Below are 12072 nucleotides of genomic sequence, written 5' to 3' on the forward strand. Positions count from 1 at the left end.
GTTCCTGTCAGCCCTGTAAAACGGCCTCAAGTTGTTTGCGGTTTGACAGTCTGGTATCTGTTTTCACATACACCGCCCGTTCCTGCGCAATAATCACTACATCACTCACACCCGGCTGTTCGCGTAATTTCACAGCAATATCCGGATTATTTACGTCATTTTCCGGTAACTCCAGACGCAGACTGCTGACATACGGCGGCTGACGCAGTGTCAGACTAACAGCCAGCCAGATGAGTGTCAGTATCAGACCACCGCCGAAAACCGTTACCGCACCATTGATGCCGTAGAGCAGGCCGCCGAGGCTGCCGCCCAGTGCCACGCCGATAAACTGGCTGGTGGAGTAAATCCCCATCGCCGTCCCTTTGTAGCCCGCCGGCGCTTCTTTGCTGATCAGTGACGGCAGAATCGCTTCCATCACATTGAAGGCGATAAAGAAAATCTGTAATCCGCCGTAAAGCAGCCACAGGTTTTTGTCTGCCAGCAGAAACACGATTTCTGCCAGCGCCATCATGATTACGCAACTGACAAAAACCTGCTTCATTTTGCGGTACTTTTCCGCATAAATAATAAACGGCAGAACAGACACAAAGGCGATCAGCATCGTGTACAGATACGCCTTCCAGTGAGATTCCCGCGCCAGCCCGGCATCACTCATTACCAGAGGAAGCGCGACAAAGGTGGCCATCAGCAGGGTGTGCAGGGCGAGGATCCCGAAATTCAGCCGGGCGAGCTGCTTATCCATCAGCACCTGCTTAATCGCGCCTTTTACCACGGCGGTTTCTCTGTTCTGACGGTGCTCTTTGTTGTCCGGCACCACATACAGGGTGACGAGGATCCCGAGGAAGGCGAGCAGGGCAATACCCCAGAACAGGCCGGACAGACCGACGATATCCGCCAGTACCGGGCCGAGTACCAGAGCAACTGCAAAGGTGATCCCGATACTGATGCCGATAAACGCCATCGCTTTGGTGCGGTTTTGTTCGCGGGTGGTATCGGACAGTAATGCCATGACGGCAGCAGATATCGCTCCTGCGCCCTGGAGCGCCCGTCCGGCAATCACACCGTAGATAGAGTGGCTGAGTGCGGCAACAATACTGCCCGCCATAAAAATAATCAGCCCGCCGACAATCAGCGGCTTGCGGCCGATTTTGTCAGAAAGCAGGCCGAAGGGGATCTGGAAGATGGCCTGGGTCAGGCCGTAGACACCAATGGCAAAGCCTATCAGGGTGCTGGTGGCGTCTTTAAAATCGAGTCCGAACGTGGTGATAACAGGCAATACCATGAACATGCCGAGCATGCGCAGAGAAAATACCGAGCCTAAACCCCAGGTCGCGCGACGCTCAAGCGGGGTCATTTTATTATCGTTCATGGGATAACCTCAAAAAGACAGACACCACATTCTAATGAGATTTGTGGTTTTTACTAAACACAAAATGGCAGGGGAGCCCTGCCATTTTGTTATTACAGAAAGTGTGTGTTAACGACTGTAGGCCAGCAGAACATCACCGGAGACGCTGGGGTCAACAGACATCATCACACTGAGTGACGTGATAGCGACAATGGAGAACACGAACAATTTACGCGCCCAGACACGATCATTGGTTGTCTTATAGCCCGATAACGCCATGCCCAGCCACCAGACACTGACCGCTGCGGCGACAATCAGGTACTTATATCCCGCATACCCGCTGATGGCGAGCATCAGTGTGGCAAACATAAAGGCGATGATGTACAGGATAATGTGGTTTTTCGCCACAGAAATACCTTTAATCACCGGCAGTACAGGGATATTGGCCGCCTGGTAATCTTTGAAACGGAAGATGGCAATCGCATAGGAGTGCGGCATCTGCCATAAACTGAAGATTAACAGCAGGATCAGTGCGCCGGTATCAAACTGGCCTGTCACCGCGCAGTAGCCGATAACCGGCGGTGCGGCACCGGACAGACTGCCGACCAGTGTGCCGTAGACCGATTTGCGTTTCATGTACAGGCTGTAAACCCCGACATAAACCACAAAGCCGACAACAGCAATCAGCATTGCCACCGCATTGGCTGCCACTAACAGCAGCACCATGCCGGCAATACCCAGCACAGAGGCATAAACCAGACTGATTTTCGGGTCAATAAGCCCTCTTACCAGAGGGCGGTTTTTCGTGCGTTCCATGACGGAGTCGATGTCGCGGTCGATGTAATTGTTAAAAACACAACCGGAGGCCACGACCAGCGAGACACCGAGCAATGTCGCAATGAACAGGGGGTAATCAATGTCACCTTTGGAGGCGAGCAGGAATCCCCCGACCACAGAAATTAAATTTCCGAAAATAATTCCCGGTTTGGTCACTTGCAGGTATTGCTTCATCATATCGGCAACTCTTAATCAACCATCATATTGATGTTCAGGTTGTACATAATCCACAGTGAACCCACGACCACGATACCGATAATGAGGAGCGTGAACAGGAACGCAATCAGGTTCCAGCGCTCTTCAGACGCGGTATTCATGTGCAGGAAGCACACCAGGTGAACAAGAATCTGAACAACAGCAGTAATCACAACAGTCGCCAGCAGAACAGATGTTGAGGCGGTTCCCTCAATCACCATATAAAACGGGATGACTGTCAGAATGACCGACAATATAAAGCCGATCAGATAGGTTTTCACACTACCGTGGCTTGCCCCGGTACCGGCTGTATTTGAATGACTCATTACAGTGCCCCCAACAGATAAACAACGGTGAACACACAAATCCAGACCACGTCCAGGAAGTGCCAGAACAGGCTTAAGCAGTTCAGGCGGGTTTTATTCACTTCGGTCAGGCCGCGGCGGCTGGTCTGGATGATCATGATGATGATCCAGATAAGACCGGCTGTGACGTGAAGACCGTGTGTTGCCACCAGGGTGAAGAAACCGGACAGGAAGCCGCTGTGGTCAGGGCCGTAACCTTCGCTGATTAATTCATGGAATTCATAGATTTCCATCGCTACGAAGCCGAGGCCGAACAGGAAAGTCACAAATAACCACAGATTAACCTGACCCACCTGATTGCGGTTCATTGCCAGCATGGCAAAGCCGTAGGTGATACTGCTGAATAACAGCAGGAAGGTTTCCACCAGTACAAACTGTAAGTTAAAGATCTCTTTGCCGGTCGGGCCGCCGGCGGTGCCGTCTTTCAGCACCACATAAATGGCGAACAGACTCGCAAACAGAATCAGGTCACTCATCAGGTAGACCCAGAATCCGAAGACCTTGGTCGCACCTGCATCGTGATGCCCATGATTATCATGGGCGTTATTATGTTGAGTCAGGGTATTAGTTGACATTATCCACACCTGCCTTGCTCAGTTGTTCGTAGTGGGCGTTTTCGATTTTTTCGACTTCAGCCACAGGAACATAGTAATCCACATCTTCGTCGAAGCTTTTTGCAATCCAGGTGACGATCATGCCGGCGAAACCGACAATCGCGAGCCACCAGATATGCCAGATCATGGCGAAACCAAAGATCAGGCTGAAACCGGCGATAATCACACCTGCTGCCGTGTTTTTCGGCATATGAATTTCTTCATATTTTGCAGGACGTTTATGCGCGGTGCCTTTTTCTTTCATATCCCACCATTCATCACGGGACTGAACATCCGGTACTTCAGCAAAGTTATAGAACGGAGGTGGTGAAGAGGTTGCCCACTCCAGCGTGCGGCCGCCCCACGGATCCCCGGTAAGGTCGCGGTTCTGGTCACGGTCACGGATACTGACGTAGAACTGAATAACCTGGCACAGAATACCGACACCGATAATCGCCACGCCGACGGCTGCGATTAACAGCATGGTGTGGAAGGTCGGGTCAATGTTCTGGCTGATACGGCGGGTCATTCCCATGAAGCCCAGCACGTAAACCGGCATAAAGGCAACAAAGAAACCGATGAACCAGCACCAGAATGCGCGGACACCCCATTTTTCGTTCAGGGTGAAACCGAAGGCTTTCGGGAACCAGTAAGCGGTACCGGCGAAGCAACCGAAGACCACACCGCCGATGATGACGTTATGGAAGTGTGCAATCAGGAACAGGCTGTTATGCAGGACAAAGTTTGCCCCCGGCACGGCCAGCAGAACCCCGGTCATACCACCGACGGAGAAGGTGATAATAAAGCCGACCGTCCAGAGCATCGGGGTTTTGAATTCGATACGACCCTGATACATGGTAAACAGCCAGTTGAATATCTTCACCCCGGTCGGAATGGAGATGATCATCGTGGCGATACCGAAGAAGGCGTTGACGTTCGCACCGGAGCCCATGGTAAAGAAGTGGTGCAGCCAGACGATAAAGGACAGTACGGTAATCGCGATAGTTGCCCATACCAGTGAGGTATAGCCGAACAGGCGCTTTTTCGAGAATGTCGCAGTGACTTCAGAGAAGACCCCGAAGACCGGCAGAACCAGGATATACACTTCCGGGTGGCCCCATGCCCACACCAGGTTGATGTACATCATCATGTTGCCGCCCATATCATTGGTGAAGAAATGGGTGCCCAGGTAGCGGTCTAATGTCAGGCCGGTTAAGGTGACAGTCAGAATCGGGAACGCGGCGATAATCAGGATATTGGTACAGAATGCCGCCCAGGTGAAGACCGGCATTTTCATCATCGACATGCCCGGCGCGCGCATACGCAGTACGGTGGCGAAGAAGTTCACCCCGGTCAGCAATGTACCGATACCGGATATCTGGAGACTCCACAGCCAGTAATCGACCCCGACGCCCGGGTTATATTCCAGTCCCGACAGCGGCGGATAGGCCAGCCAGCCGGTCTGTGCAAATTCCCCGATACCCAGAGAGATATTCACCAGCATCACGCCGACCACGAAGAACCAGAAGCTCAGGGAGTTCAGGAACGGGAAGGCGACGTCACGGGCGCCGATCTGTAACGGCACAACCAGGTTCATCAGGCCGACAACAAACGGTGTCGCGACGAAGAAGATCATAATAACGCCGTGGGCGGTAAAGATCTGGTCGTAGTGTTCAGGCGGCAGGAATCCGGCTTCACCGGCAGACGAAAGGGCCTGCTGGGCGCGCATCATTATGGCGTCAGCAAAACCACGGATAAGCATCACCATTGAAACGATGATGTACATAATACCGATTTTTTTATGGTCAACGGTGGTCAACCATTCAGTCCATAACCACGTCCATTTGCGGAAGTAGGTGATAAGACCGACAAGTGCAGCACCACCCAGAATGATACCCAGTACCGTAATTACAACGATAGGCTCATGCAGGGGGATGGCATCCAGTGTTAATTTTCCGAACATGCTTTACCCCTCATTCCCGGCATGAGCTGCAGGCATATGGCTGCTGTGTTCATCTGCGCTCATGTTCATCATTGAATGGCTTTCGCCTTCGTGTGTCTTCCCGGCACCGTGGCCGCTGTGACCAAATTTGTTAATGGTGTCCACAAACAGGTTTGGTTTGACAGCGGAGAAATAGACAACCGGGTTGTTCACACTCGGTTTTGCCAGTGCGTCAAACGCTTCGGTGGTGGTCAGGGTGTCCGGTGAGGCTTTCACCTTCGCAACCCATTCATCGAAGGCTTCGCGTGTCGGGGTGGCAGTGGCGGTAAATTTCATGTCAGAGAAACCGTGGCCGCTGTAGCTGGCAGAAATGCCTTTGTACACGCCCGGTTCTTCCGCAATCAGATGCAGTTTGGTCTGCATACCTGCCATCGCATAAATCTGGCCGCCTAACTGCGGGATGAAAAACGAGTTCATCACAGAATCAGAGGTGATTTTGAAATTGACAGGAACACCGACAGGGAATGCGATCTCATTGACAGTGGCAATGCCTTGATCCGGATAGATAAATAACCATTTCCAGTCCATTGAGATAACCTGGATGGTGACAGGCTCCTGGTCACTGACCAGCGGCTTGTACGGATCCAGCTCATGGGTGGTTTTCCATGTAATGGTACCCAGGATCAGAATGATAATGATCGGAACAGTCCAGACGACCAGCTCGATTTTATTGGAATGCGCCCAGTCAGGACGGTAAGTTGCTTTTCTGGTTTCCCGGTAACGCAGGGCAAAAACGATTGCCATGATAATGACCGGAATAACCACAATGAGCATCAGACCAATGGCGGTTAAAATCAGTGTTTTTTGCTCAGCACCGATAGTGCCTTTCGGGTTCATCAGTGCCATATCGCATCCGCCCAGCAAAAGTGCAGATGCGAGCAGCGAGATTACCCCAATACTCTTTTTGTAGTTCATAAGTCTCATCCAACGACCCCAAAAACAAAGGTACTCAAGTACTCTTGTCGTTTCATCAGTCCGCACATATTACGGCAAGGTAAGATCAGTGTAAATATATGTAATAAGATTGGTTGGTTTGTTGCCTCTTTATGTTAAAAGGATCACAAGTGAGCCAATTTTTGTGAAATCGTGAAATAAAAATCACAATTTTAACAATCGGGAGACAAATTTATATTTAAGCTTAGATTAGGGAAGGAAATACCGAAAGGATGAAACACTGATTATTACACTTTATATGACGTAATGGTGAAATTTTTTTGTTCAGAAACAGTTTCCTGGTAAAAATACGGGGGGATTTTGCCCCCCGCAGCGGAAAAATGTGATCTAGAAGTTATATTTTATGCTGTAAACCACAGCCTGCTGGTAAAAGTCCTCACCCAGTTTGTTATCCGCATAGCGGTACTGAATGCCGGTTGTCACTGACGGAACCGGTGTCCACCATAAGGCCAGCGCGCCGTTGACGCCGTCACGCCCGCCGTTGCCGTAACGATCGTTGCGGTTAAGCTCGATTTCGTTCCAGTTGGTGACGCTGAATTTTTCATTCCACAGGTTAAAGTCATAACCGGCAACCCAGCCGAGGACATAGCCGTTGTTGCCGCTGTAAAACGTTTGATCAACATAGTGCAGGGCAGCAAATGGTTTGAACCATAAGCCGTTGAATTCGGTGTTATAACCGATACCATACAGGGTGTTCACTTCATGGAAGTTACCGCCGTTACCCGGCAGAGAGTAAGTACCGTAGACATGGCCGTAGGCGTTGAAACCGGTATCACCGAGGTAGATACGCGCCGTGGTTTTGAAGGTGTAACGCTGGTTATCACCGGCATCGGAATCGTTTTTACTGTTAAACGCGTTCTCGAGGTCGAAGAAACCATAAAGCTCACCCCAGCTGAAACCGGCACCGCCCTCAAGCTCCAGATACGCAAAGTCATCTTTGTGCGTGCTGTTGCCGCTTTTGTGAGTGGTATGCGGGGTCCAGTCCAGATAGTTCATGCTGACGTTAGCAAATCCCCACTGATATTCAGCCTGCGCAGAAAACGCGGCGGTTGCAGCGATCAGGGCTGCAATAGTCGTTTTTTTCATAATTTATTAGCTGTTTATTTGGTCGTTAAAGAGTATCGAAGTCAGAAGTAACAGCGCGAATATAGGGTGAAGGCACAAAAAGGAAAATGGGTGATGTGACGTATTTGTGGTTTTGAATGTAATTTAAAGAAATAAATTACAAAAAATGTGATGGAAATCTAAAATTAAACATAAAAAAAGCCGGTAAAAACCGGCTTTATAAACTTTTGATTGAATTTTTTCTGATATTCGTGACAGCCTGTCAGGCCAGTTTATCGCGGCGGAGTGCACAATAATCGAGCAGTCCGCCCAGGAACAACCCGGCAATACCGATATTCAGGCCGTAAATAAACAGGTCGCCTTTCAGCGTGTCAGGAATAAAGCCCGGTGTCAGTTCAAATACCCCGGTCAGCAGCAGGATCAGGCTGGCCGCGAACAGTACTGCGGTGATACCGAGCAGTGACATCGCCGTCCGGTAGCCGTTGCGGAAGTGCTGCCTCGGCAGAAACTGCTCCGTTTTCTGGGTGTATAGCAGCGTTTTGCGGCACAACATCAGCAGCAGCAATCCCGGAATTGCGGCAAACACGGTGAACAGATAGAACCAGCTCCAGCCGTAGGCCTCCACCATCCAGCCGGCAAACGGGCCGGTATAGACGCGGCCGACAGCAGACAGTGCTGACAGCAGGGCAAACTGTGTGGCGGAGAAGGACCGGTTACAGAGTGTCATCAGCAGGGCGACAAAGGCGGCTGTGCCCATCCCGCCGCAGATATTCTCGATAAATACCACGCCGCCCATCATATAGATATTTTGTGGTGTGACAGATAACACCCAGTAGCCGAGGTTGGAAAATCCCTGCAGGATCCCGAAGAACATCAGGGATTTAAACAGGCTCCAGCGCTGCATCAGATAACCGCCGTACAGGGCCCCGACAATCGTGGCGGCCAGCCCCAGGGTTTTATTGATAAGTCCCACTTCGTCCGGACCGAACCCGGCTCCGCGGATCAGAAACGGCGTGCTCAGTGTCAGGGCGAAGGCATCCCCCATCTTATAAAGGACAATCAGCAGTAACAGCAGCCAGGTGTTGTTACGGGAAAAAAACTCCGCCAGCGGCTCCCGGACAGCCTCACGCAGTGTGCGCGGCGGCGGGGCATCGGTTTCCGGCTCTTTTGCGCGCAGTGTGGCGAACACACCAATCAGCATCATCGCCGCCATCAGCAGGTACATATTCTGCCAGCCGGTATAACGGTGGGCGATAAACAGCGCCAGCCCGCCGGAGAGCAGCATGGCCAGCCGGTAACCTAAGGTTGATATCGCAGCCCCGGTACCGCGATCTTTCGCGGACAGCAAATCCGTTTTATAGGCATCAAAAATGATGTCCTGTGAGGCGGAGCAGAAAGCGACAATCGCGGCGGCAGCAGCCAGCCACCAGAGGTGTTCCGTCGGTTTCAGCATCCCCATACCGGCGATACTGACAACCAGCAGGAGCTGGGTGGCGATCATCCAGCCGCGGCGGCGTCCGAGGAACGGCAGCTGGTAGCGATCCATAAACGGTGCCCACAGGAATTTAAACACATAGGCCTGGCTGACAAGGGTGAAAAACCCGATGGTCCTGATATCCACGTTTTCGACGGTGATCCAGGCCTGGAGTGTGCCGCTGGTCAGTGCCAGCGGTAATCCGGATGCGAAACCGAGCAGTAAAAGAATACGGGCATTACGCTCGCTGTAAGTCGCCCAAATACTCCGGAGCATGATTATCCTCACACGCCGCAGACTGCGGCGCATTGACAGTGACTGAAAACTGCGGGCCGCCCGGCGTTATCCGGCAGCAGGCGGCACGGCAGATTAGTAGCGGGTGTTCTGCTTAATGAACTGGCTGATTTGGGTATCCTGAGCCATGTCCGCGACGATATCGCTGAGTGCGCGGTTAAAGGCGTCAGTGATTTTTTCATTGCTGGCGCTTAACGGGCCCTGCACATTATAGCTGGTGCGGAAAGTCCGGCTCTTTGTGCTGTTATTCTGCGCGGTGGCGAGAATGGTAATATCAATATTGACGGTGATATTATGGCGCAGGCTGCCTTCCTGTACATCCGCCTTAAAGGTATTGATGGAAATCTGCACATTGGCATTTGCCGGTGAGCCAATCATAAAACCGCGCGCTGTCATCTGTTTTTCCAGGGTTTCCTGCATCAGGAAACGCAGGTCACGGGACGGGCGCAGCTGTGCCAGCTGGCCGTTACGGCTGAATTCGGCCAGAGTCTGTGACGGGCGTTTATCCACACCGGTAATCGAGATAGTGGCGGCACCGAGCGTCGGATCCGCAGACGGTAATTTCATCACCGGTTCAATGGACAGGGTGTTGGACGGCGCCTGACACCCGGCCAGTAAGAGCATTGCGAACAGCGGGAGGAGGTATTTTTTCAACATAATATGAATCCGTTACAAGTTGTTGAAGTCAGTCACAGCACCGGATAAACGCCGGGGTGTGAGTGTTCGGCTTAACGCATGATGATAATCGGCTTTATCCGCGAATGGTATGGATTTTGATAAAAAACTCACTACACTGAGCTTTCTCTGAAAGCCAGTATTGACCGGAAGGATAGTTATGTCGGCATCATTTCCTGCTGTAATGCAGCAGCGTATTGAAGAAAAACTGAATCACGCGCTTGCGCCTCATTATATCAGTGTGGTGAATGAGAGCAGCCAGCACAATGTTCCGGCGGGATCGGAAACCCATTTTAAGGTGGTGGTGGTCAGTGAGACCTTTGCGGGCATGCGCCCGGTGGCACGTCACCGTCATATGTACACGCTGCTGGCTGATGAGCTGGCTGGCGGGGTTCACGCTCTGGCGCTGCATACTTATACCCCGGATGAGTGGAATCACAGTCAGGGCGGGGTGAATCCGTCCCCGCGTTGTCATGGTGGCGGAAAGTAAGCCGCTGTTTGAGTGAAAAAGCAGCGCACAGCACAAAATTTAACAGAAAAAGGGTGAAATTCAGACTCTTTTGTCTGCACTTCTCGACGCGGCCTGTCAGCATCGCTATAATGTCGCGTCTGAAATTCCGTATGGTTTCGGGACGCTTCTGAATATAAGGGAACTCGGTTTTTAAATGCGACCGCCCCGGTTCATTATCGTTTCACACAGGCATCGGGCCGGTGTGAGATATGGAGTTGACCGAGCAATAGACTTTTTTGAGGTAATAAGATGCAAGTTTCTGTTGAAACGACTGAAGGCCTTGGGCGTCGTGTATTAATCACCGTTCCTGCAGCCGATATTGACAAAGAAGTAACTAAACAATTAGCTGAAATCGCCAAGAAAGCACGTATCGACGGTTTCCGTAAAGGTAAAGTGCCGCACAACATCATCAAACAGCGTTACGGCGATGTGGCGGTTCAGGATGCACTGAGCGACCTGATGTCACGTAACTTTGTCAGCGCTATCATCGAAAACAAAATCAACCCTGTCGGCGCGCCTGACTACAAAGTTGATGAGCCGTATAAAGAAGGTCAGGATTTCACTTACACTGTTGAGTTCGAAGTCTTCCCTGAAATTGAGCTGAAAGGTCTGGAAACAATCGAAGTTGAAAAACCGGTTGTTGAAGTTAAAGACGAAGACATCGACGGCATGGTTGAGACTCTGCGCAAACAGCAGGCTGAGTGGAAAGTGACTGAAGGAGCAGCTAAAGCTGACGATCGCATCACTATCGACTTCACCGGTTCTGTTGACGGCGAAGAGTTCGAAGGCGGCAAATCTTCTGATTTCGTCCTGGTCATGGGCCAGAATCGTATGATCCCGGGCTTCGAAGACGGTATCGTGGGTCACAAAGCCGGTGAAGAATTCGACATCGAAGTGACATTCCCGGAAGATTACCACGCTGAAAACCTGAAAGGGAAAGCAGCGAAATTCGCTATCAGCCTGAAAAAAGTGGAAGAGCGCGAACTGCCGGAAATGACTGAAGAGTTCATCAAACGTTTCGGTATCGGCGACGGTTCCCTGGAAGGTCTGAAAGCGGAAATCCGCAAAAATATGGAACGCGAACTGAAAAACGCAGTACGCAACCGTATCAAAACCCAGGTTATCGACGGTCTGCTGAAAGCAAACGAAATCGATGTACCGAAAGCAGCTGTTGACAGCGAAATCGAAGAACTGCGCCGTCAGGCGGCACAGCGTTTCGGTGGCTCTGAAAAACAGGCGATGGAACTGCCTCGCGAACTGTTTGAAGGTCAGGCTAAGCGCCGTGTAATGGTTGGTCTGCTGTTAGGCGAAGTGATTTCTTCTAACGAACTGAAAGCCGAAGACGATCGCGTTAATGCGCTGATCGACGAAATGGCATCAGCGTACGAAGATCCGGCTGAAGTTGTGGAATACTACAACAAAAACAAACAGATGATGGATGGTATCCGTAATCTGGCACTGGAAGAGCAGGCTGTTGAAACTGTTCTGGCGAAAGCAAAAGTGACAGATAAAGAAACCGGCTTCACTGATCTGATGAACCAGGTTCAGGCAGCAGGTTAATCCTCTCTCTTTGTGAACGGCCGAAGGCTGTTTATCTGATATAAAACCGCAGGCAATGTGTATTGTCTGCGGTTTTTTCGTCATTTCTGACAATATTCCTTGAAAACTGCGGTGGTTATCCCCCATATTTGCCATACAGGGTATCTGCCGGACAGTATATGCTGCTTATGTGACCGGATCGCGTATAGCGCATGGTCAT

General features: G+C 51.2%; 11 protein-coding genes. 2 read left to right on the forward strand and 9 right to left on the reverse strand.

What is annotated here, in order from left to right; all coding sequences use genetic code 11:
• Window positions 1-7: 7 nt before the first annotated feature.
• The 9 genes from X965_RS00910 to X965_RS00950 form a co-directional block, all read right to left on the reverse strand.
• Window positions 8-1369, reverse strand: a complete 1362-nt coding sequence (locus tag X965_RS00910; RefSeq protein WP_024474584.1) for an MFS transporter — start codon at window positions 1367-1369, stop codon at window positions 8-10.
• A gap of 108 nt (window positions 1370-1477) precedes the next feature.
• Window positions 1478-2362, reverse strand: a complete 885-nt coding sequence (cyoE, locus tag X965_RS00915) for a heme o synthase (protein ID WP_024474585.1) — start codon at window positions 2360-2362, stop codon at window positions 1478-1480.
• Between the two features lie 11 nt (window positions 2363-2373).
• Complete coding sequence (locus tag X965_RS00920) at window positions 2374-2706, reverse strand: cytochrome o ubiquinol oxidase subunit IV (RefSeq protein ID WP_004236445.1); 333 nt, start codon at window positions 2704-2706, stop codon at window positions 2374-2376.
• Window positions 2706-3320 carry a cytochrome o ubiquinol oxidase subunit III gene (locus X965_RS00925; protein WP_024474586.1) on the reverse strand — a complete coding sequence of 205 codons (615 nt, stop codon included), beginning with the start codon at window positions 3318-3320 and terminating at the stop codon, window positions 2706-2708. Before X965_RS00925 ends, X965_RS00920 begins: the two co-directional genes overlap by 1 nt.
• Window positions 3310-5301, reverse strand: coding sequence for a cytochrome o ubiquinol oxidase subunit I (gene cyoB / locus X965_RS00930; RefSeq protein ID WP_004240399.1), 1992 nt, complete (start codon window positions 5299-5301; stop codon window positions 3310-3312). The genes X965_RS00925 and cyoB overlap by 11 nt, the downstream gene beginning before the upstream one ends.
• Window positions 5302-5304: 3 nt before the next feature.
• A complete protein-coding gene (cyoA, locus tag X965_RS19270; protein WP_024474587.1) occupies window positions 5305-6264 on the reverse strand; it encodes a cytochrome o ubiquinol oxidase subunit II in 960 nt (319 codons plus the stop codon).
• A gap of 357 nt (window positions 6265-6621) precedes the next feature.
• On the reverse strand, window positions 6622-7380 hold the full coding sequence (locus tag X965_RS00940) for an outer membrane protein OmpK (RefSeq protein ID WP_004236449.1): 759 nt from the start codon (window positions 7378-7380) through the stop codon (window positions 6622-6624).
• Window positions 7381-7621: 241 nt separating this feature from the next.
• A complete protein-coding gene (gene ampG / locus X965_RS00945) occupies window positions 7622-9109 on the reverse strand; it encodes a muropeptide MFS transporter AmpG (protein WP_015422961.1) in 1488 nt (495 codons plus the stop codon).
• Window positions 9110-9202: 93 nt separating this feature from the next.
• Window positions 9203-9784, reverse strand: a complete 582-nt coding sequence (locus X965_RS00950) for a YajG family lipoprotein (RefSeq protein ID WP_004240394.1) — start codon at window positions 9782-9784, stop codon at window positions 9203-9205.
• A 178-nt stretch (window positions 9785-9962) separates the two neighbouring features.
• On the opposite strand from X965_RS00950, the gene bolA reads away from it, so the two are divergent.
• The gene (bolA, locus tag X965_RS00955) at window positions 9963-10292 is read left to right on the forward strand and encodes a transcriptional regulator BolA (protein WP_015422960.1); all 330 of its coding nucleotides are present in this window, start codon (window positions 9963-9965) and stop codon (window positions 10290-10292) included.
• Between the two features lie 270 nt (window positions 10293-10562).
• Entirely contained in the window at window positions 10563-11873 is a 1311-nt protein-coding gene (gene tig / locus X965_RS00960; RefSeq protein WP_004236454.1) for a trigger factor, read from the forward strand.
• Window positions 11874-12072 lie beyond the last annotated feature (199 nt).

This window comes from Morganella sp. EGD-HP17 (assembly GCF_000512315.2).
Lineage (GTDB): Bacteria > Pseudomonadota > Gammaproteobacteria > Enterobacterales > Enterobacteriaceae > Morganella > Morganella morganii.

Bases quoted from the DNA above. Each gene is read 5' to 3' on its own strand.
- cyoE (WP_024474585.1), bottom strand. From the start codon at position 2,362: ATGATGAAGCAATACCTGCAAGTGACCAAACCGGGAATTATTTTCGGA.
- bolA (WP_015422960.1), top strand. From the start codon at position 9,963: ATGTCGGCATCATTTCCTGCTGTAATGCAGCAGCGTATTGAAGAAAAA.
- cyoB (WP_004240399.1), bottom strand. From the start codon at position 5,301: ATGTTCGGAAAATTAACACTGGATGCCATCCCCCTGCATGAGCCTATC.
- X965_RS00940 (WP_004236449.1), bottom strand. From the start codon at position 7,380: ATGAAAAAAACGACTATTGCAGCCCTGATCGCTGCAACCGCCGCGTTT.
- ampG (WP_015422961.1), bottom strand. From the start codon at position 9,109: ATGCTCCGGAGTATTTGGGCGACTTACAGCGAGCGTAATGCCCGTATT.
- cyoA (WP_024474587.1), bottom strand. From the start codon at position 6,264: ATGAGACTTATGAACTACAAAAAGAGTATTGGGGTAATCTCGCTGCTC.
- X965_RS00925 (WP_024474586.1), bottom strand. From the start codon at position 3,320: ATGTCAACTAATACCCTGACTCAACATAATAACGCCCATGATAATCAT.
- tig (WP_004236454.1), top strand. From the start codon at position 10,563: ATGCAAGTTTCTGTTGAAACGACTGAAGGCCTTGGGCGTCGTGTATTA.
- X965_RS00920 (WP_004236445.1), bottom strand. From the start codon at position 2,706: ATGAGTCATTCAAATACAGCCGGTACCGGGGCAAGCCACGGTAGTGTG.
- X965_RS00910 (WP_024474584.1), bottom strand. From the start codon at position 1,369: ATGAACGATAATAAAATGACCCCGCTTGAGCGTCGCGCGACCTGGGGT.
- X965_RS00950 (WP_004240394.1), bottom strand. From the start codon at position 9,784: ATGTTGAAAAAATACCTCCTCCCGCTGTTCGCAATGCTCTTACTGGCC.